Here is a 20,914-nt window from a genome sequence, read left to right on the forward strand (position 1 = left end):
CCTTCAAGTCTTTCCTGGATTCCGTTTGAAGCTGCCCTCTCCGAACAACACAATCAGTACAGTCTTTAAAATGATCTTCACATCAAGCCAGAGGGAGTAGTGCTTCACGTATGCCACATCATATTCGATCCGCTCTTCCCACGTCAGATGTGTGTTTCCATTCACCTGTGCCAGCCCCGTCATGCCAGGCCGCATCTCCAGACGCTGACTCTGGAAGTCATCATACTCCTCTACGTACTGTTCGATCGACGGCCGTGGCCCTACAATGCTCATATCCCCTTTAAGTACATTCAGCAGCTGGGGCAGCTCATCGATCTTAAGCTGCCGGATGAGATTGCCGAATCCGGTCAGACGCTCTGCATCCTTGTCGAAATCGAAATTCTGTTCAGCCGAAACATCCACCTTCATGCTCCGGAACTTGTATATATCGAATACTTTATGATGCCTCCCCACACGGCGCTGCCGGAAGAAAAGCGGACCCGGCATCGTCAATTTGATGATGCCGCCTGTCACCACCATCAGCGGCGTGAGCACCAACAGGAAAACGGTACTGAAGACGAAATCAAACATTCTCTTGACCTTGAGCAAAGCGACCCCCTTCTTTCCAAGAATTCCATGAATATTTATAGAATATTCAGAAAATTGATGATAAAAATTTTTCCATATGCGTTATTTCCTATTTGACCTTGCTTGTTATCCTTCCGTATAAATAGCTGATGATCGTCGGGTGGGACCAGATTGCACTCTCCTGTGTCATCGGCTGCTTCACCTCATAATCATCATCCAGAACAGAGCCGATGATCTTGTTGTAGTCCATCATGGCATAAGCTTCCTGCAGATGTGAGTAGGTCAGAAAGTTATCTGCCTGCGTCAATTCAATCACCTTCTGGTCCAGCACCTCGCCGGAGTCTATCCCTTCATCCACGAAATGCGTCGTCACACCCGCCAGTCCCGGATCACCATTATAGAGCGCCCAGTAGCCCCCGTGCACCCCTCGATATTTCGGTGTGATGCCGACATGGACATTCACAAACTTCGCGTCCGTCGAGCGCAGAATATCCCCTTTAATGATCGGCGTCCCATTGATGATGACCAGATCCGGATCCACTTCCCGTATCCGTTGCTTCATCTCTTCGGAGTTCACCGAAGCCACACGAACCACCTTGTCTTCAGGTATATCCGTATCATCCAGCCCGTACTTCTTCTGTATCTCATCGATTCTTGACGCTGCTTCCTTCTTCAAGTAGGTTTTGGAGTATATTGAAAAGATAATTTGACCCAGCACTTTAAACAGACCCAGCCGTTTGATCCTCCGCTTTAGAAAGACCATCCTGGAATCCTCCCCGACAACGACCACTTCTTCAACAGGATACGCCTTGACTACATTGTTGTATATATAGCTCGAACTGACATCCAAGGTGCAGATCATCATTATCCTTTTCATTACGCCCTCACCTTTTCCACATAGGATTCCATGCTTTCCGAACTGAAACCGTATTTCTTCTCCAGCATTTTAAAATGATTGATGATATCCTCTAAAAATCGAAAGTTCTCCTCCGGAGATATCGAGAAATTATGCGGATGCCACCAGAGATGATAATACTTATTGTTCTTCGCTGCCTCTGTCATCTCGTTCTTTATCCGTCTCAGCTGCAGCGCCCGCAGCACCTTGGGTGTCCCATTCTGTGGCTTCAGGAAACGGCTCGCCTTTATATCGAATAGTTCTTCATAGGGAGAAGGTTGGTCATGTGTGATATTCCCCGTAATGTTCAAGTATGTGTCCACCAGCCGCATCCCCCGTATAAGATAGTTATCATGCCTTCTCGGCCTGAAGATGAGATGGTCCGGCGTCCCCCTGTAGATATCGATACCGTATTCCTTCAACAGACCGAGATAACTCCTATCGAACTGGTTCCTTGGGAACACGATGCTCCGCATCTCAATCCCCCTCTCATCCGCAATCTTTTTCGCCATCCTGAGATCATCCGTAAACTCCCGCACCGTCTGCCCATCCTCGAGGCAGTAGTAGTGTGAAAAACTATGGGTGCCGATGGTCTGATGTTTGCTGTTATTGAGTTCCTCCACCACTTCGCTTGCAAAGAAGACTCCTTCCAGAAAATTGTCCTCTTCGATCACATGTCTGAAGTTGAAGTAGTTATCCAGTTCCCGCCTCTTATATTCCGGTTTGTCTATTTGGGGGATGAGCGCGTTTAACCGCTTCGAGTCCTCCAACATCAGAAAGCCCACCGTCGACCAACTGACCTTGATTTCATTCTCATCAAATATCTCGATCATCTTTGAAGCGATATCACGCACCTGGTTGAACCGTTCGAATTCCTTATCATAGTCCGTAATCCCCAAATATCCCCAATACAACTCAAAATCCAACGAGATGATAAACGTACCGTTCTTCATACGACACCTCTATTCTGTTTTATAACTCTTATACATCTTCCTTCCAAATGTCTTGTCACCTTGTCAATCAATTAAAACTAAAAGATGCTTCAATTTTTCTACCCATTAGCTTAGACTCGAGTTTTCCAATAAATTCATGTTTTCCTACCCTACTTCATACATTTACATGCACCCTCATACATAATCTTACAAGTTAATAATTCTATTACCTTCTCCTATTAATCACCCCCTTTAATGGTCGTAAATTCCTTATAAAAAAACCCAATCAAACTGCGCGCAGATGATTGAGTGACATGATGTATAAATTTTATTATCCTATCAGTAAATTAACTGGTAAGCTCCCGCATAGTTTAATCCAATATAACATGAATTTTATTATTTTGTAATATTCTAACAAAATTTTCTTGAACTAAAACTTTTCTCTTCGGTAAACTTGGCAAGAAAAGAGTCTAGTACCGTTTTTGCGCTATCAAATCCATGATAGATTTCTTTGTTATTAGAATATACCATGGTTCATATTGCACAGTCTGTTACTTTATCGACGACTTGCGGCGCAGCCACAGTGATAATCGTCTGGATAAAGGTTACGACCGCCTAACACACCCACCGGGAGAAACCCAAGTCGACTTTGGCACGATGGAGACCGTACAGGATGGCGAGTTCGTCGATGTCCACACCTTGGTCATCTCGTTCCCCTACAGTAACGCCGCAGTGCCGTCCCCCAGCCGGGTAAGAACCAGGTATGTTTCCTACACGGGCTAAAAATATTATTCCATCAGTGCGACGGTGTGCCGAAACGGATCCGGATCGATAATCTGACAACGGCTGTCAAGAAAATCCGATCCCGGTTTGGCGAAGCTGAATTGACAGATGCCTTCATCTAGTTCCAGAACCATTACGGCTTCGAGGTCCAGGTGTGCAACCCGTGCAGTGGGCACGAGAAAGGCAGTGTAGAAAACAAGGTGGGCTACATCCGTCACAACTTCTTCAGTGCCTCCCCGGTGATGGAGAGTTTCGAGCAGCTGACAGAGATATTACACTCACAGCTTGTGCTAGACCGAAGTCGCCTGCATTATGAGAAGAATGTGTCCATTGAAACGCTTTGGAACGATGAACAGCACCATCTGTTGTATCTACCAACGACAAACTATCCCACTTTCAATGAAGAGTTCGGTCATCACGCTAGTTGAGCGTCTGTCAAAAGCCATCATCAAATTAAAACCCAAAGGCAGAACCCCACTGGGTATTGATTCTGCCATTAATACATGGTGTTAAAAGATGCCTAGAAACCTATTCAAATCCATCACCTTCGATTGTGGCAAGGAGTTCTCCAACTGACAGTCAATGAGCAATCGAAATGATCTATCCATCTACTTTGCCGATCCGGGCACACCATCACATTAGGGATTAAACGAACATTCCAACGGCTTGCTCAGAAGAGATGGCCTGCCTAAAAATATGGATTTCAACACGGTCGACCAAGCTTTTATCTCATCGGTTGCCGCCAGAAGGAAACATATCCCAAGAAAATCATTGAACTATCGTACACCATTGGAAGTCTTTTTGGGTTACATGGGTGAGAAAGAACTGTCTAGCTTATTTTGACAAACGAAACCTCATAAAAAATGAGCGTACCCTTAACGATTTAAAGTGAGTGATACGCTCATCTTATTATTCCTGAAAGTTTCATCCAGGTTTTTTGATTGTTCAGTTTACCGCCTTATTCCTGCACTGCTTCCACCAGCTTCACTTTCTGCACCACAACTTTCAGCATTACTACATCATCAGCCACCGCAAACAAGCCCTTCTCCCACTGCAGCCAATCCACACCCTCCTGATCATCCACCACTTTGGTCTCACCGACAATATCTAGGTAGTTCCCACTCCCTTCATCTCCACCTAATGTGATGTCGATTATAGGGTCGTGCTCGATGCCTCTTATAATCAGGGAGTTCTTTTTTGTTTCAGTGTATAGTGCATAATCCTTTATATAGAAAGTCATATATTCTCTGAGTGTGGGACTGACTAATGTTGACATGGTACCTGCTTTGGACATCTGGAGGATCAGATCAATCTCGTCCATCAATTTTTCGGTTTCCATCTATATATCACCTCTTGTTTAAAAGATAAGCCTTTATTGGTTAGAGAAGCAATAGCAGTTTTGAAAAATAAAACCATTTCCTCATTAAATCCCATTGAAGTTAAGAAGAGCTCGCTCGAACAATACCGATCAACATTTCACTTACAAGATTTAATATCTTTGGCATGGAAGTTCTGTACTTTTCTCAGCTCATTAGATTCCACATTATATGGTAAAATATGAGTATAATATCAATATAAATATCAAAGGTGGGGACTCATTGTGCCATTAGATTATACAAATTCTATACCATTATATGTACAATTAAAGGAAAAAATTGAAGGAAAAATCATGGACGGGACTTATTCAGGAAAAGTACCCAGTGAACGAGAACTTATGGACGAGTTTTACATCAGCCGAAGTACGGTTCGTCATGCTATCGATGCCCTTGTACGAGAAGGTAGTCTTGTGAAAAAACCGGGTAAAGGGACATTTGTCGCTGTCAAACCCATTAATGACTGGCTTGGGATCCTTAGCAGTACGACTGAGACCATACAAAATATGAATATGAGACCCGGGGCAAAGTTGATTAAGTCCCGTACTCTGACTTTGCCCGCTTACTTGCAAAAGATTACAGGGCTGACTGAAGCAGTTCATATCAAACGTATACGTTTTGCTGACAACATTCCAATCGGTATAGAGAATAATTATTATCCTGTGCAACTTGGTGAGAAAATCATACAATACGATTTGAATAAAGCAACATTATACGATTTACTTGAAAAGGAGCTTGGTATCATGTCTATTGAGGCTGCTCAGACTATCAGAGCAGACCAAGTTAAAAAAACAGATGCCAAATTGTTGAAAGTTCCCTCTAACACAAGCACGCTCATTGCTGAGAGGAAGCTTGTTGATATGAGAGGTGACTTCATAGAATATGAACATGCCGCTTACAGGTCAGATATGTACTCCTTTAATATAAAACTCTCCAGAAAGAAATAAATTACGTGAGCCCAGCTACTATCCTTCAATTCAAATATATTTTTTATTATATTATTCAACTGGTACGGACGTTCCAACCATGTTGTGAACCAGTCATTTCCTAATTAATATAAAATATGCAACCAAAATTTTCGAGAGTTTAAAATATTTTAATGTCTGTATTGAAGGAGGAAGGAATATGAATTTTATGATAGCGTTTGGTCTCGCCAGCATCATGCTTACTATAGGCCTGATTATAAGAACAAAAGTCGGGCTTATTAGAAATATGTTAGTCCCTGCTAGTGTGATTGGAGGTATCATTGGTCTCATCGTGATGAATACTGGTCTCATCACTGCGGTGGAATCCGATATGTTCATACAGATTGTTACCTTATTATTCACGGTAACATTCATATCCGTCGGGTTGACAAGTAATCCAAGATCTAAAAATACCGCTTCTGACGGAAAAACTGTCGCACGGGGCGCAGTGGGTATGGGCTTCACATGGAACATACTCTACGCATTGGCACCTGCGGTTGGAGTTGTTATACTTTTTCTGATTGGCGGTTATTTTGGAATGGATTACGTTTACGGACTGCTCATACCCTTCGCTTTTGCACAGGGTCCGGGTCAGGCTGCAACATTTGGTGCAATCATGGATAATCAGTATGGTATTGCTGATGCAGCCACTATTGGACTAACATTTGCAGCTATAGGTTTCATACTTTGTTTTCTGGTCGGTGTACCGCTTGCTAGGTACGGTATCAAAAAAGGGCTGGCTAAAAATATGGAATCAAGAAATATTGAAGGTTCTGTCATACGGGGATACTACAAAGATGAAGAAGAAAGACCTTCACTCGGTAAAGAGACAATGTACAGCGGCAACTTGGATACGATGACATTCCATTTCGCAATTATTGGCATCTGCTTCATGCTTGCTCTTGGCTTAGCTGAACTCTTTTCCTACATACCTGGCATAGGGCCGACAATCAGCGGTATGCTTTTCATATTCGGTATGGTGGCTGGCTATTTGGTCAAATTTATAATGAAGAAACTAAAAGTTGAGCATATGCTTAACAATACTTTCCAGTCCAAGATTACAGGCTGGTCTACTGATTATCTTATTGTTGCCTCATTCATGGGTGTGCCCTTCAGTGTCATTGGCGCCTGGATTGTACCGATTAGTATTATGTCGATTATCGTGATGCTGCTCAGCCTTGGCATCTGCATCTACTTCGGTCAGCGCTTTGGGGCAGGCAATGATTTTGAAAGAACATTGGGCCTGTACGGGACATCTATGGGCACAGTACCAAGTGGAATTGCTCTAGTCAGAATTGTCGACCCTTCACTCAGGTCTCCGACTGCAGTTGAGCTCGGGTTAATGAACCTGCCAATGATGACTTCTTACGTCACTCTGGCTACCATAATGGCCATTGCCTCAGGTGCATTATCACTCTGGACAGGGGTATTATTACTGCTGGCTCCGATTCCCGTATATCTACTAGTCATGAAGATTTCACGTGCCTGGGGCCCTAAAACATATATGATCAAAACAGAACATTCAAAAGAATTGAATAACGTGGGAAGTGCACATCAAAATTTTTAAAGGAGTTTTTTAGGAATGAAAAAGCTGTTTTATAACGGAGACATCATCACAATGGAACATGATTCGAATCAAACTGCAGGAGTTCTTGTTGAAGATGGGTTAATCAAGAACGTTCTAAGAGAAGAGGAAACTACGTCATACCTCAAAGGTTCGGATGTTGAAAAGGTTGATCTTCAAGGAAAAACTTTACTGCCAGCTTTTATCGATCCCCACAGCCACCTTTCAATGATGGGACCAATGTCACTACTCGCAGATCTCAAGGGCTGTGGAAACTTTGAAGATATACAGAACATGCTAAAGGAATACATTAAAGTGAATGAAATTGAAAAAGGTGAACTGGTCGTTGGTTTCGGCTATGACCACAATTTTTTGGTGGAAGAAGCTCATCCTTTGAAAGATGTACTTAACACAGTTTCAACAGAGCATCCAATTTTGCTTGTCCATGCCTCAGGTCATATCGGTTCTGCCAATGATGCAGCATTAGAAATGGCAGGAATTGATGAGCAAACGCCTGATCCTGAAGGCGGGATAATAGGACGTGTTGAAGGTACAAATGAACCGAATGGCTACTTGGAAGAAACACCAATCATGGCTTTACAAAAAAAGATGTTTCAGAATAATAAAATGAATCCGATGGAGGTCCTTGCACTTGGGGAAGAAGTCTATATCAAAAATGGTATAACTACAGTGCAGGATGGCGCGACTTCAGAGGCTACCGTCAAACTTTTCAATTCTTATTCTGACAAGTTTAAAGTAGATGTAGTAATGTATCCTCTCGTGGCTGAAAATCCAGAAAGTCTTGAAAAAAACCGCGATATGGTCGGCAGGTACAAAAGCCGCATTAAAATCGGTGGTTATAAAATGTTTCTTGATGGTTCACCGCAGGGTAAAACTGCATGGATGACTGAACCCTATGAAGGAGAAGAGAGCTACCGTGGATATCCAAGATATCAGGATGAAGAAGTAAAGCAATATATTGAAACAGCTATAAAGGCAGATGTTCAGCTGCTGACCCACTGCAATGGGGACGCGGCGAGCGATCAGCTTCTCGAAAATTATATCACAGCACTGGAAGAATCAGATAACCCTAATAAAAATAATTTGCGTCCGGTGATGATTCACTGTCAGACAGTCCGTAATGATCAGCTGGATAAGATGAAGGATATTGAGATGATCCCTTCTTTATTTATTTCTCACGCCTATTATTGGGGAGACGTGCATCTTAAAAATTTCGGAGAGACTCGGGGAAACCGAATCAGTCCGGCGAAGTCCGCATTCGACCGGGGCCTGGTAGTTAACTTCCATCAAGATTCGCCTATAGTCCCCCCTGACATGCTTCACACTGTGTGGTGCGCAGTCAACAGAATTACGCGCAAGGGCGTAATTATTGGTCCTGAAGAACGTGTTTCCGTCTACGACGCGTTAAAAGCTGTGACCATCAACGCCGCTTATGCTTACTTTGAAGAGGATAGAAAAGGTAGTATAGCACCGGGTAAAATTGCAGACCTGGTCGTCTTGGATTCCAATCCGCTTAAAGTAGATAAAAGGAAGATAAAAAATATTAAGGTGTTGGAGACGATTAAAGAAGGAGAGACAATTTACCGAGCATGAAATATTGCTTTTTATATAGAGTGAAAAGCAACCATAAATCTCTGTTCATAAAATTTGATAAAAAAATAATCCTTGAAGGCTAGATATTCTGACCTCCAAGGATTATTTTAAAGGTTTTAATATTAACCCAATAATATATGAATATACCCAAACTTCTTAATTAATTTTGCGTAATTCTACTCCCCAAAAACTTCACTTTCTTTGATAAAATCCTTACCTCATCATACCTGAAGCCAACGGTAGTCACCATTTCTTATACACAATCCAAAAGATGTACTTTTAGCCATTTACTAATTTGGTTTAGCCAATGATTTCCAAGTAAATATTACTCTATTTCTCCCCTCTAATGTAATACAGATTGAAGTGTTGTGAATGATGTCATCTATATATGATTACAGTCAAGAGATATTACCGCCCTTGCCATCTTTTTTACCAGAGAGTGACAACGTATTTACCACTCAGCGTCATGTAGGTTACCACTATATAAAAAGTCCTGCAGAATCTAGTTGAGACTAAGATTAGTAGGACTTTTCCAGTGACCTATTGATTTGTATCGTTAAAGAAGGCACTGATGATTTTCCTGGTGCCTTCATGAATGTCCTGATCTGTCCATTCATAGGGGTATGGTTCTGCGCCATAAACATCCAGCAGTTTCGACTTGAATGCTTCTAGAAAGGGGCACCAGTGCGGTTGTCCTGTCCAGAAATAATAAGCTTCCATCTCTTCAATATCTTTTCTAGTGAGTAAGATCATGAGATGCCGTACCACCCAGTCTATGACGTTCTCGCATAGAAACTTCGCCATCGATCAATATTTGATAAGAGTCATGAATAAAACGATCTAATATGGCTTCCGCAATGGTTTCATTCACTAATTTCACATAATAGAGGATTAGGTGTGTATGCGTCATCCGATTTTGGTGGTGTCAAATGCAACGACGCAGTGGTAACATTAGACCGCCGTAAGCAAGTGTAAATGGCAGTATTAAAATGGTTCTTACGCTAATTTGGTGAATATATGCGTATGTATTTAACTAATATCTCAATCATTTTTAAATCAGGCTATTCTGTAAAGCATCCGCTGTCGTAACAATTTAAATCCTGCACGGCCATACATCATTCTTTTCAGTGTTTTCAGTCGGTTGACATTGCCTTCCACAAATCCATTACTCTCTGTGTACACGATGGCATTCACCGTGGATTTGAAGTCACTGAGCAGTCTTCGGATGAAGTGTTTCGTCAATGGGTCCTTCCGCTCTTGCTCATAGAGTATCAGCTTGATAAATCCGGTATGGTCTTTCAGAGCAATGGTTTCACGGAAGCCGGAGATGAATGCATAGACGGGCTGAATTTGTGGATATTGTTTCAAGACACGGTTGATGATTTCCCGTTCCGAATCGTCTTCCAGATGATTCTGCCAGAGGATACGGCGAATGTCCCGCCGGCTGTGATATTCAGTGTCCATTGGCGCTTTCGCCCGTTTTTTCTTCCGGATCTCTGCAATAAAGACTTTGACCGCGCCATATGCCCCTGTATAGCCGATGCCCTGGAGTTTCTCATAAATGATATGAACGGGATGCCCCGCAGCTTCCCAATCAATGATCTGGGTGTGATAGACATCCAACGGTTTGGCCCGTTTCTGTCTGGACGTGTCCGGTGGACCGGTCATCTCAAGGTAGCGTTTAACTGTCTTCCAATGCAGATTGGACTGCTTCGAAATCCGGGTGATCGAGTATCCATCCGCATAATATTTCTGAAGTATTTGGGCCTGCTCCCATTTGTTCCTGGCATTTTCTTTCTGCCGAAGTTCTGCTTTTGACTGCGTGCGAGGTGGATCCGGCCGTGGCAGGTGTGTGCCCAAGTCAACGCGTGCAGGCAATATTTTCCGGATAATCTGGTCATGCAGAGACCATAGATTCTGAATCAGATGAAACCGGTCATGGATCTGAATGACATTCGAAGCATGGGTAGAGATGACTTCCTGAAAACGGGGATACCGATCTCGTGTAACGTGCGTCAGTTCCGGGTGACTGCCCAGCCAATCCGTCAGTGTCTCAGCTTCCCGATCGGGCAGGAGGTCGATGGGATGATGAGTCATGGCATCACAAATTAGGATGCCGTACCGGTGGCCTTTTTTCCAGGCGAAATAGTCAATGGCGACAAAAGGGGCTGTGTACCGTCGGCATCTCTGTTGTATGGATCAAACGGAGCAGTGTGTCATGACTCACCGGCATACCCAGCATTCGAGTGACATGTGCCGCCTCGATACAATTGGTGGAGAAAGCAATGACCCGGAGCGCAGCATCCAGACGGACCGTTCGCTGTCTATGGGGCAGGAGCCATTCGAAGCGTTCCGTAAACACTTTTGCTTCGCAGAAACTGTTTGTACAGAACCATTTGTGGGTTTTCAGATACAACTGGACAGACTTGCCCTGGATGGGCAAATCATCAATAACCCGCATGTAGGCACTATGCCGCTTATGGGACCCGTACTGACACTTCGGACATCGGCCTGTTTTTGAAACTACTGTAACGACACAGGTCAATGTATTAGCATCTTCGATGCACGACAAGACAATCAGGCGAGAATCAAGATCAGCAAAGTGGGTATACATGACCATCATTCCTTTTTACTGATATATACCCCGTTCTCCCCAAATTAGCGTAAGAGCCATTTTAATACTGTCATTCCCATAATATTAAGTACGTATAAATATCTTAAATTAATTTTTTATAAGTACCTGTTCCTTTTTCATGATTTTCTATTTCTTTTGAGTTAATCATTTTATAAATAACACCAGATATCATACCATCTGTCACATTAGGATTATTTGCAAAGTTATCTCTAAGCGATTTTCTTGTGAAAATGTCATTAGTATTAATTTTACTGTATATATAATTTCTTACTTGAGTTGATCCGTTCTCTTCATTCATTTTATTATTGTCGGCGTCTTCAGGTAAATCATTATAACCTTTGTAAAAATCAAGAAATAACTTAGTTAAATTCTCAATATCTTCATTTTTTATATTTTCAATATTTGAAGAATTCTCTTTACTGAACTCTTTAAATTGGTTTATTAAGTCTTCAGCTTTGTAAAAGTTTTGAACATCTATTCTTCTGGTTATTTCACCAATCTCTTTAGAATTACTATCCAAATTTTTAACTTTTTCATCCAATTTATTAATATTATTTTCTAATGATGAATTAAACTTTTGACCTTCTTTTACTTCAAAGAATGCTATAACAAGAGCTATGAAAGCTAAAAGAGTTGATATAGCACCTAAGGCAAAAACTATATAATTTAACACTAGCTCTTCAGTACTTACAATTGTTATGAAAGAGATTGATGATAGAAGTAATGCTGTAAAAATGAAAGTCAGAACAACATACCATACAAGGGCCCCTAAGGTATATCTTTTTTCTTGTGTCATTACAATTCCTCCCTATGGTTAGTTAATGGTTTATATTCAATGACCTTTAATAATCGTCTATTGTAAAATTAAGCTAGACACCTAAAAAGGGTCACACATGCTCCACTCAAAATTCGTTTTTCAAAAAAGAAAATCATAAGAGTAATCACGCATGACCTCCCCCATATTACCATTGAAAACTAGAAATTATAGATCCCTATTTCCCTCAAAAGACACCAACTTCTCGTATTGCGAGACTGATTTGTTTCATCTGTCAAACGGTTCATAATATCGTCGCATATCTCAGGGACGTCACACCGTGGTGGATAAATATTAGCACTATAAGTAAAACAAAAACGGTGTGTTAGGAAACGGATTGTCCTGCCGAGGACTAGCAGAAGTATGTTGAGACGGCAGTGGTTCAGGGATGGACATCAGATGTCATCACCGGCGACAGGAAATGCTGATTGACAGCTCGAGCCGTCCACTGTATCGAATGTTTGAAAGTTCCCGCTCATGTAGATCCACATATCAGCTCATTGAGACATCTGAAAGATACCTCTTAAATTAGAAATCTTTTTCTTCCTTTACTTAAACACTTTGCTTCTATGTTTTTGCAATGCCTCTTCCATGTAATCCAATAATTCATCTTTCATAGAAGACTTAAGAGCATACTCGAGCGTTGTAGTGACAAAACCGGTCTTATCTCCCACATCATAACGGGTTCCCTGAAAATCATAGGCATAGACGGAACGTTTTTGACTTAAATCTGCCAAAGCATCAGTTAATTGTATTTCTCCACCTGCACCAACCTTACCTTTTTCAAGTTCATCAAAAATATCTGCTGTAAGTACATATCTCCCCATAATCGCTAGTCTAGATTCTGTCTCAGATAGTGCAGGCTTCTCATACATTTTAGACACATTGTATAGATTTTCTTCTTCGTCCGAGTACTCTATAATTCCATAACGTGACACTTCATTATCTGGCACTGTCTTAACTCCAATAATAGGATCTTCAACTTGATCATACATATCAACTAACTGCTTTATGCCTGGAGTATCACTTTCTACAATATCATCACCAAGTAAAACTGCGAACGGTTCATCACCTATAAATTGCTTCGCAGTTTGTATTGCATGACCAAGACCTTTAGGCTCTTTTTGTCTTATGTAAAATATATTGGCCAGGTTAGTTGAAAAATTAACCTTTTCCAAAACATCGTGTTTCTCTTTTCTTTCTAAATTCATTTCCAATTCAATCTGGTGATCAAAATGATCTTCAATCGCTCTCTTATGCCGACCTGTTACAATAATGATATCTTCAATCCCTGCTGCTACCGCTTCTTCAACGATGTATTGAATAGTCGGCTTATCCAGAATTGGTAACATTTCTTTAGGCATCGCTTTTGTCGCCGGAAGGAACCTCGTCCCCAAACCAGCTGCAGGTATAATTGCTTTTTTTACTTTTGACATTTAAATCCCCCATAAATTTTTAGCTTATATATTTTTATAATAGTCTACATACCAATTAACGAAATTCTGTAATCCTTCTTCTATTGGTGTAGTTGGTTTGAAGCCTACGGCCTTATATAATTTAGCTGTAGATGCATATGTCGCCGGCACATCACCAGGTTGCATTGGCTCAAAGTGTTTTTCAAATTGAACTTCTTTTCCAAGCTTATTTGATAATGCATCTTCTAAAGCTGTTATGAATTTCATTAGCTTTACCGGGTTATTATTACCGATGTTATAAACCTCATGTTTTACACTTTCTGTAGGTGGATTTGGTATCAGTTTCACTATACCTTCCACAATATCATCTATATAAGTGAAGTCTCTGTAAAGATCATTTTCAAAATCACCGTTATTGAATATCTTGATCGGATCACCTTTAGACAACTTATTTGTAAAACCAAAGTATGCCATATCAGGACGCCCCATCGGACCATATACAGTGAAGAAACGGAGCCCGCTTGCAGGGATATCGTAAAGATGGCTGTATGTGTGAGCAATCAACTCGTTTGATTTTTTTGTAGCTGCATATAATGAGACAGGATGATCAACGAAATCTGCCTCTTCGAACGGGACCTTTTTATTGGCACCATAAACAGAGCTGGAAGATGCATAAATGAGATGTTTTACCGTGTAGTCTTTGCATGCTTCAATTATATTATGAAAACCAATAATATTACTTTGAATATACGCGTCAGGATTTTCAAGTGAATATCTGACTCCTGCTTGAGCTGCCAGATTGATAACAATTTCAGGTTGTCCTTCTTTAAAGACCTTCTGTATATCTTCTTTACTGGAGATATCACCTTTGAAAAACTTGAAATGCTCATACTCTTCAAGCAATTTAAGTCGGTCTACTTTAAGATTTACATCGTAGTAGTCATTTAAATTGTCAATTCCCGTTACACTGTAACCAGCTTCCAACAAATTTTTTGATAAGAAAAAGCCTATGAACCCGGCACTTCCCGTTATAAGAATATTGGCCCCAAAAAAATTATTACCCAAGATTTGTCACCTTCTTCTTAGCAACCTGGTTAGTTACTCGTCTCCCAATCGAATGGTACTCAACACCTGCTGCTTCCATAGAACCAACATCATAAATATTACGACCATCGAAAACCAGTGGAGTTCTCATAAGACCTTTATACAATACAGGAGAGGTTTCTTTCACTTCTGGCCACTCTGTAAATATAAAGCAAACATTGGCCTCCTCTAGCGTTTCTTCTACGCTGGATACATATTTAATAGATCCGTTACTATTACGTCCTTCTGGATAATGCTTAGCAAAGTTATTTGCACCAACAGGATCATAAGCAATAATGTCTGCCCCCTGCTCCAATAGAAGAGGGATATTTTCCAAGGAAGGCGCTTCACGTAAATCATCAGTCCCTGGTTTAAATGTCAGTCCAAGTACTGCCACTTTCAACCCATTAAAAGTGATTAATCGATCATTTGCTTTTCTATACAACAAAGTTTTTTGTTTATCATTCACTTCAATTGCTGATTGAATTGTTTTCAGCTCGTAACCATTATGTTGAGCAAGGTGATTTAAAGCTTGCGTATCTTTAGGAAAACAAGAGCCGCCAAAACCTATTCCTGCATTTAAAAATTTACTTCCAATTCTTTCATCATAACTCATGCCCTTGGCTACATCCTGAATGTCTGCTCCCACCAATTCACAAAGGTTCGCTATATCATTCATATAAGATATCTTAAGAGCTAAGAAGTCGTTAGAAGCATATTTAATCATCTCAGCAGTCCTTCTGTTAACTGAGACTATAGGAATATCAAAGGGTTCATATATTTCCGTGAGTATCTTTTCAGCCCATTCACTTTCAGTACCGATGATGAATCTTTCTGCTTGCAATGTGTCATGAACAGCCGATCCTTGAGCTAAAAACTCAGGGTTTGAGGCAACTTCAACTCTTACATCATTGATTAAAAAATCTTGAATAAACTGTTCAACTTTATCGTTAGTGCCTACTGGGACTGTAGATTTAACTACTACTAAACAATCCTTTTCAACAGACTCTGCAATTTGTCTTGCGACGGTTGCTATGTATGAAAGATTAGCAGATCCATCCGCCTGTTCTGGCGTACCTACACCTATGAAGATTGCATCGGCATCCTTATAAGCAGAACGATAATCAGTAGTGTAGTTCACTCTTCCTGCTTTATAGTTATTTCTCATTAGTGCTTCAAGGCCGTCTTCATATATAGGTGAAGTACCGGACTTCATAAGTTCAACTTTTTCCTCATCAATATCAACGCAAGTTACATTATGTCCCTTTTCTGCGAAAGTTACTCCGGCTACCAAACCAACATAACCTGTTCCTGCTACTGCTATTCTAATCATCTATTCATCCTCCTAAGTTAATATCCCTTTAACTTGACATCCTATAACAGGCTTGCAATTTAAAATGAATTTATATGGTCTTTTAATATTATAAAATATGTTATTCACATTTTTGTTGATTTCAAAATTCATTTAGGTAGTAGTGTGTATAATCGTAAACTTCTTATTTCAGTGAACATCTTATAATAAAATTTGGCTTTGTTAGACTGTAGTAAAGTGCACTCCTAATATTAATCTAACAGCACTCTCTTTCTTAATACTACTGTCTTTAACCTGTTTTCCAATATAGTATTAAAATCAATCATTTATTTGAATACATCAAAAATTTATCAAGTTTTTTAAAATGCACTTCTGAATTTTTAGCTTGACTAGAAATATCGACACTATTTTTTTTCATACTTTCAAATACTTCATCCGGATTTAATTTATCTATTTCTTTTAAATTGATAAACGTTCCTGTATGTCCTATGTCCTCCATTACATTATTCATTTTTTCACTATATGCAATAGGAAATACTGGTTTATTGTAAGCCCATCCTAATATCATGGCATGGAACCTAGTAGCGACAATAAACGAAGAAGCAGCAATTACATCGAGGGCTTCATCCATATTAAATAGGTAATGATACTTGTAGACGTACGCTCTTTTTTGAATAGGTAGCAATTGGCTAATTTCTTCTATTGCTTTCTTGTCTCCTTCTCTTTCACAAAATGACATCAATATTACTTTGTACCCCTTGTCTAAAAAATAGGCAGCAATATCTTTGATTTTTTTATAATATACCTCATCATAATCTTGTAAATTCTCCCTAAATGATGGTTTTATAACTGAGATCACTACAGAATGTTTAGATGCAATTTTTTTTTGGTCACTTAACTGAAATATAATATCATCGGCCATTCGTACGTTTCTTAAATCCTTGAATAGTTCGTAAGAATATTTATCTCTAAAACATATATCGGTATATCTCTGAAATAATTCATGGTGATATTTGTAAAATTGCTCTGTTTGGTAGGGTCCAAAATTTGCTCCTAAAACATAATAAGGTTTCTTCACATTTTTTTCTTTTTTAACTTTTGAATCTAAGTACTTTTTCCGCTCTATAAAAATCGATCCGCCTATTTGTACAATAGCATCGACTTTCCTAGATATTATTCTTTGAATGGAGATATCACTTTTTATTTTTCTCAAAATGTAATTAAATATTCTATTAAATAATTTATTACTTGGAAATATAAGAATGTTATCAATATTTTTGAAAGTATACTTGTACTCTTCGGGAGCATAAATTAAAAAATTTGTTTCAGGGTATCTTTCACATAATACTTTTATAAATAAATCGTCTCCTAAATTAAAATTGGTATATGCATTTATCATTACTTTTTTTTTCATTTATCAGATACCTCCCAAGCTTATTTTTATTTCATAATATAGCTCATATCAAGAGAGTCTTAGTTTAAACCCTATTGAATTCCCTTCTTTTACATATCTTAAGAGTTATTAAAAAAAGGAAAATATTCATGATTACACTTGAGATCCCAAATAAAGCAATAGCTATGATATCACTATTAAATACAGCGAAGCCAATTATGAGCCCCAGAGTGCGAATTATTACTAGTATAAAAGTATATATCAAATGTATGCTTTGAGCATTTAGGACAGGCATTGCCCTAACACTTGGTTTATTAATGAGAACCATAAAAGAGGTAAGTGAAATCCACCTTGCATACTCTCCTGCTCTACCCCACTCGGACCCAAACACAAGTTCAAATAACCAAGGCCCAAAAATAATAATTAGCCCGAATGGTATAATTCCTATAGCTCCTAAAGAAAAGGTTGCTTTTTTTATTAAGTGGCTTACATTCTCTCCATTGTTTGCTGCCTCGGTGATACGCGGATAAAATACATCTCCTATTGATTGTCCTATAAGATTTGAGGGAAGACCTAATACTGTTCTGCCAATACTATAGAAACCAGCGGAAGCCGGTCCAAAAAATGATGTTAGAAGAAGAATAGGTAAGCTTTCTGACACTGCTGTAATTAAAACTTGCGGTGCTCTATATATAGGAAAATCTCTGTGTTTATTAGCCAATTCTTTTAGAGAATCCCCTTCTTCATGTGAAGATTTGGCACTTTTATAATTGGATTTTCTCGCTAACATTACAATCATCAACGTTTTTATACCATTCCCTAGCACTTGTAACACGACTAAAACAGTCGCAGTCGGATAAAACGTTCCAATTCCTACTTTGCTACCATTTGTGACAATTGATTGTAGAAACTTAACATTAGCATTAATTGTAAATTGATTTGTTCTAATAAGCCATTGCTCCGTGACTTGAACTGTTCCAGCAAAAATGATAATTAAAGGAATAAGATATAAATAAGATGCTATTTCTTCTAGTTGAAAAAGTACCACAATATCATTATGAAAAAATGCTAATATTATCAATGTAAACGCTGTTATCATCGTTGTAATTAATAAAGATAACTTAATTAAACCTTTTGCATCCTTCTCACTTTTAGGTAAAACTATTGCAATAGGATAGCACAACGCAGCAATAGGAACGATTATACTGGTTAAAGCAGAGAACGTCCCCATGATTCCAAATGCTTCTGGACCATACATCCTTGTTACAATAGGGGATAATGCCATAGTCACAGCTTGTGCACCAGCAGCTCCACTTGCCATTATAAATACATTTTTTACAAATTTTGATTTCGTGAAATTTTTAAATTTATGATTCATAATGGCTGCTTAATCCCTCTCTCTATAACCTTCATTTGACCTTTGCAGATAATAATCTAACTAATTTAAAACTTGATAAATAAGCTTTAAGTAAAGTTTTTCTATTGCGTTTTGTCTTTCTATACCTCCAGAGGAGTGCTCTAGCTTCTTTATTATTACTTTGAGATATTAAAAATCTTGCTTTCTGTATCAACCTGCTTATCATATACTCTTCAAAATAAACTGAAGTTTCTCCTTTTTTCTTTTCATTTTTTAAAATATCTTCTACATAGCTCATAAAACTTTTGTTGTACTCAATCTTTTTTTGAGTAGCTGTATTTTCTATATCGTTATAGTATGTGGCAAGAGATTTATTAGAAAACACAATATCGTAATTTAAGGCTATTCTACACCACATGTCTAAATCTTCCCCTCTGGTTATTTCAAGGGGAAAACCTCCTATTTTATCAAAAACCTCTTTAGGTATGACAACCGAGGAAGCAGAGATAAGTGGAGTTTTAATAGACTCCTTAAAATAATCTCCTACTATACCTTCCCAATTTGGTTTAAAACTATTTTTCTTAGTAGCAGGATCCGAAAATCCATCTTTTCTGATAACCTCGTAAGAGGTAGCATAAGCTCCATTCATCGGATAAAGATTTATCAATCTGTTTATTGTCTCTAAGAAAGTTGGAGTCCATTCATCGTCCGCATCTAGAAAAGCTATATAGTCAAAATTTGCATTGGATATACCTTTATTTCTAGCTGCTGATACTCCAGCATTTTCTTGCTGAAATATACGTATTTTAGGATTATTTAGATCGTTAACTTTATCCCAACTTAAGTCTGTGGATCCATCGTCTACAATAATAATTTCATAATCACAATGAGTTTGATTTAATACAGAATTAATAGCTCTTAAAATATACTTTTCCTTGTTATATAAAGGAATCACTACTGTAAAATACACTTAATCACCATTTTCCAATCATATTAGTTCCACACAAATAAGAACTGTTTAAACCCCTAAGCTTTCATAACACTTTGAGATTTTAAAGAATAATTTTATCGCTCTATATTATTGTAGATTTTTCACAAATATAATATTAATTAAGGTTGACTAATCCACTCACCCATCAAATAATCCAGTTCTTTCGGTTGAATAATTCCATGTCCTGATTGATGATAAAAAGTCATTTCTCCAAAATAAATTTTCTCATTTATATTGTAAAAGTCTACCCTGACATGAGGAATCCCTTTTGATAAAACCTTACTTAAGTTAATCATTCTACTTAGCTCACTTGGGGGTTTTATTTTTTTTGACAATTCATTAGGATAAGAAATTTGACCTTCTAATAAGTTCCATTCTAAATCATATAAGTTCCTTCGAGTTTTAGTTTTATCAGTAATATTAAAGTCTACTCCAATAAATTTTGGTTTACCATCAAAACAAAAAAACCTATAATCTTTAAGTTCAATATTGTCTTCATCATTTAAAAAGTGTTCACAAATAATTCTAGGTTCTAAGTTTTTATATGGCCATTCTCTCCCGCGATAAAAATAGTTCCTCTTTAAACTTTTATTAATTTTTCGTTTTGCCTCCTCTATATCTAATTTACTTTTATCTTTGCAAATCACTAAGCCACCTGAATCGTGAGTAACTTTCAGTACAAATTGATTTGGCAATGCATCAAAATCAATATCCTCAAACTTAGTCCAAGTACCAATCATGGGTATTAAATACTCACCCCCAATTGTTTCTGATATATATTTTCTGACTTCATATTTATCAACCAGCTTTTTATATTCAGGTTTTCTATCATGTAATTTTAACCATTGGAGCTTTTCATTGTATGTTTTGGGGTGCTTAAGATTTAACTTTTCACCTGTGACCAGTTTAAATTTTATTTTTAAAAAGATATCGTCAGGAATAAGTTGAAAGATTTTAAACCTTAAGATATATAACATAAATAACTTTGGATTTTTTAAACCTTTTATAATTTTCCTTAACATAAATATTACCTCCTCTTTTCACCTTAAATTAGTATCCTCAATCATTAAAAAGGATTTATGAAGTTTTTAACAATTTCATCGTTAGATAATCTACATCATGATAAAAGTCTTTACATATTTTTTATAAGACTAAACTTCAAGGTCAAAAAATATAGTAATAATAATTCTAGTATTAATACTCTACTGAGGAAAGGTAGTT

The 20,914-nt window shown here is 38.5% G+C and carries 19 protein-coding genes and 1 pseudogene; 4 read left to right on the top strand and 16 right to left on the bottom strand.

The window, feature by feature from the left end:
* Positions 1 to 3: 3 nt before the first annotated feature.
* From EDC33_RS04985 to EDC33_RS12855, 4 genes are all read right to left on the bottom strand, one after another.
* Positions 4 to 588: a sugar transferase gene (locus EDC33_RS04985; RefSeq protein WP_229716628.1), complete on the bottom strand. Its 585-nt coding sequence runs from the start codon at positions 586 to 588 to the stop codon at positions 4 to 6.
* 88 nt (positions 589 to 676) lie between these two features.
* A complete protein-coding gene (locus EDC33_RS04990; protein ID WP_124010381.1) occupies positions 677 to 1,444 on the bottom strand; it encodes a formyl transferase in 768 nt (255 codons plus the stop codon).
* The gene (locus EDC33_RS04995; RefSeq protein ID WP_124010382.1) at positions 1,444 to 2,415 is read right to left on the bottom strand and encodes a polysaccharide deacetylase family protein; all 972 of its coding nucleotides are present in this window, start codon (positions 2,413 to 2,415) and stop codon (positions 1,444 to 1,446) included. Before EDC33_RS04995 ends, EDC33_RS04990 begins: the two co-directional genes overlap by 1 nt.
* A gap of 767 nt (positions 2,416 to 3,182) precedes the next feature.
* Positions 3,183 to 3,311: a hypothetical protein gene (locus tag EDC33_RS12855; protein ID WP_282957576.1), complete on the bottom strand. Its 129-nt coding sequence runs from the start codon at positions 3,309 to 3,311 to the stop codon at positions 3,183 to 3,185.
* A 268-nt stretch (positions 3,312 to 3,579) separates the two neighbouring features.
* On the opposite strand from EDC33_RS12855, the pseudogene EDC33_RS05000 reads away from it, so the two are divergent.
* A pseudogene (locus EDC33_RS05000) lies at positions 3,580 to 4,020 on the top strand (IS30 family transposase); the annotation flags it as partial.
* Between the two features lie 115 nt (positions 4,021 to 4,135).
* On the opposite strand, the gene EDC33_RS05005 reads toward EDC33_RS05000, so the two are convergent.
* Complete coding sequence (locus EDC33_RS05005) at positions 4,136 to 4,516, bottom strand: hypothetical protein (protein WP_124010383.1); 381 nt, start codon at positions 4,514 to 4,516, stop codon at positions 4,136 to 4,138.
* A 261-nt stretch (positions 4,517 to 4,777) separates the two neighbouring features.
* On the opposite strand from EDC33_RS05005, the gene EDC33_RS05010 reads away from it, so the two are divergent.
* The 3 genes from EDC33_RS05010 to EDC33_RS05020 all read left to right on the top strand — a co-directional run bounded on the left by EDC33_RS05010 (position 4,778) and on the right by EDC33_RS05020 (position 8,693).
* On the top strand, positions 4,778 to 5,497 hold the full coding sequence (locus EDC33_RS05010) for a GntR family transcriptional regulator (protein ID WP_124010384.1): 720 nt from the start codon (positions 4,778 to 4,780) through the stop codon (positions 5,495 to 5,497).
* Between the two features lie 178 nt (positions 5,498 to 5,675).
* Positions 5,676 to 7,082: a sodium/glutamate symporter gene (locus tag EDC33_RS05015; RefSeq protein WP_229716627.1), complete on the top strand. Its 1,407-nt coding sequence runs from the start codon at positions 5,676 to 5,678 to the stop codon at positions 7,080 to 7,082.
* Positions 7,083 to 7,097: 15 nt separating this feature from the next.
* Entirely contained in the window at positions 7,098 to 8,693 is a 1,596-nt protein-coding gene (locus tag EDC33_RS05020; RefSeq protein WP_124010385.1) for an amidohydrolase, read from the top strand.
* A gap of 540 nt (positions 8,694 to 9,233) precedes the next feature.
* Here the strand turns inward: EDC33_RS05020 and EDC33_RS05025 are convergent.
* The 11 genes from EDC33_RS05025 to EDC33_RS05075 form a co-directional block, all read right to left on the bottom strand.
* Positions 9,234 to 9,446 (bottom strand): hypothetical protein, encoded by a 213-nt coding sequence (locus EDC33_RS05025; RefSeq protein ID WP_124010386.1) that lies wholly within the window; start codon positions 9,444 to 9,446, stop codon positions 9,234 to 9,236.
* 303 nt (positions 9,447 to 9,749) lie between these two features.
* Positions 9,750 to 10,889, bottom strand: coding sequence for a transposase (locus EDC33_RS12920; protein ID WP_428842415.1), 1,140 nt, complete (start codon positions 10,887 to 10,889; stop codon positions 9,750 to 9,752).
* The gene (locus EDC33_RS12860) at positions 10,843 to 11,316 is read right to left on the bottom strand and encodes a transposase family protein (RefSeq protein ID WP_084185067.1); all 474 of its coding nucleotides are present in this window, start codon (positions 11,314 to 11,316) and stop codon (positions 10,843 to 10,845) included. The genes EDC33_RS12920 and EDC33_RS12860 overlap by 47 nt, the downstream gene beginning before the upstream one ends.
* Positions 11,317 to 11,410: 94 nt before the next feature.
* Entirely contained in the window at positions 11,411 to 12,124 is a 714-nt protein-coding gene (locus EDC33_RS05040) for a hypothetical protein (protein WP_124010388.1), read from the bottom strand.
* 566 nt (positions 12,125 to 12,690) lie between these two features.
* Entirely contained in the window at positions 12,691 to 13,578 is an 888-nt protein-coding gene (galU, locus tag EDC33_RS05045; protein ID WP_124010389.1) for a UTP--glucose-1-phosphate uridylyltransferase GalU, read from the bottom strand.
* A 24-nt stretch (positions 13,579 to 13,602) separates the two neighbouring features.
* Positions 13,603 to 14,622: a GDP-mannose 4,6-dehydratase gene (locus EDC33_RS05050; protein ID WP_170156354.1), complete on the bottom strand. Its 1,020-nt coding sequence runs from the start codon at positions 14,620 to 14,622 to the stop codon at positions 13,603 to 13,605.
* On the bottom strand, positions 14,615 to 15,973 hold the full coding sequence (locus EDC33_RS05055; RefSeq protein WP_124010391.1) for a UDP-glucose dehydrogenase family protein: 1,359 nt from the start codon (positions 15,971 to 15,973) through the stop codon (positions 14,615 to 14,617). Before EDC33_RS05055 ends, EDC33_RS05050 begins: the two co-directional genes overlap by 8 nt.
* A gap of 301 nt (positions 15,974 to 16,274) precedes the next feature.
* Complete coding sequence (locus EDC33_RS05060) at positions 16,275 to 17,366, bottom strand: polysaccharide pyruvyl transferase family protein (RefSeq protein WP_124010392.1); 1,092 nt, start codon at positions 17,364 to 17,366, stop codon at positions 16,275 to 16,277.
* 64 nt (positions 17,367 to 17,430) lie between these two features.
* The gene (locus EDC33_RS05065; protein ID WP_124010393.1) at positions 17,431 to 18,723 is read right to left on the bottom strand and encodes a lipopolysaccharide biosynthesis protein; all 1,293 of its coding nucleotides are present in this window, start codon (positions 18,721 to 18,723) and stop codon (positions 17,431 to 17,433) included.
* Positions 18,724 to 18,754: 31 nt separating this feature from the next.
* On the bottom strand, positions 18,755 to 19,672 hold the full coding sequence (locus EDC33_RS05070; protein WP_124010394.1) for a glycosyltransferase family 2 protein: 918 nt from the start codon (positions 19,670 to 19,672) through the stop codon (positions 18,755 to 18,757).
* Between the two features lie 140 nt (positions 19,673 to 19,812).
* A complete protein-coding gene (locus tag EDC33_RS05075; protein WP_124010395.1) occupies positions 19,813 to 20,715 on the bottom strand; it encodes an ATP-grasp fold amidoligase family protein in 903 nt (300 codons plus the stop codon).
* Positions 20,716 to 20,914: the final 199 nt, after the last annotated feature.

The organism is Salinicoccus roseus (assembly GCF_003814515.1).
Classification (GTDB): Bacteria; Bacillota; Bacilli; order Staphylococcales; family Salinicoccaceae; genus Salinicoccus; species Salinicoccus roseus.

Coding starts and splice junctions, on each gene's coding strand:
- EDC33_RS04990 (WP_124010381.1), bottom strand. CDS start 1,444: ATGAAAAGGATAATGATGATCTGCACCTTGGATGTCAGTTCGAGCTAT.
- EDC33_RS05060 (WP_124010392.1), bottom strand. CDS start 17,366: ATGAAAAAAAAAGTAATGATAAATGCATATACCAATTTTAATTTAGGA.
- EDC33_RS05040 (WP_124010388.1), bottom strand. CDS start 12,124: ATGACACAAGAAAAAAGATATACCTTAGGGGCCCTTGTATGGTATGTT.
- EDC33_RS05015 (WP_229716627.1), top strand. CDS start 5,676: ATGAATTTTATGATAGCGTTTGGTCTCGCCAGCATCATGCTTACTATA.
- galU (WP_124010389.1), bottom strand. CDS start 13,578: ATGTCAAAAGTAAAAAAAGCAATTATACCTGCAGCTGGTTTGGGGACG.
- EDC33_RS05065 (WP_124010393.1), bottom strand. CDS start 18,723: ATGAATCATAAATTTAAAAATTTCACGAAATCAAAATTTGTAAAAAAT.
- EDC33_RS12855 (WP_282957576.1), bottom strand. CDS start 3,311: ATGGTTCTGGAACTAGATGAAGGCATCTGTCAATTCAGCTTCGCCAAA.
- EDC33_RS05020 (WP_124010385.1), top strand. CDS start 7,098: ATGAAAAAGCTGTTTTATAACGGAGACATCATCACAATGGAACATGAT.
- EDC33_RS04995 (WP_124010382.1), bottom strand. CDS start 2,415: ATGAAGAACGGTACGTTTATCATCTCGTTGGATTTTGAGTTGTATTGG.
- EDC33_RS12860 (WP_084185067.1), bottom strand. CDS start 11,316: ATGATGGTCATGTATACCCACTTTGCTGATCTTGATTCTCGCCTGATT.
- EDC33_RS05075 (WP_124010395.1), bottom strand. CDS start 20,715: ATGTTAAGGAAAATTATAAAAGGTTTAAAAAATCCAAAGTTATTTATG.
- EDC33_RS05025 (WP_124010386.1), bottom strand. CDS start 9,446: ATGATCTTACTCACTAGAAAAGATATTGAAGAGATGGAAGCTTATTAT.
- EDC33_RS05005 (WP_124010383.1), bottom strand. CDS start 4,516: ATGGAAACCGAAAAATTGATGGACGAGATTGATCTGATCCTCCAGATG.
- EDC33_RS05055 (WP_124010391.1), bottom strand. CDS start 15,973: ATGATTAGAATAGCAGTAGCAGGAACAGGTTATGTTGGTTTGGTAGCC.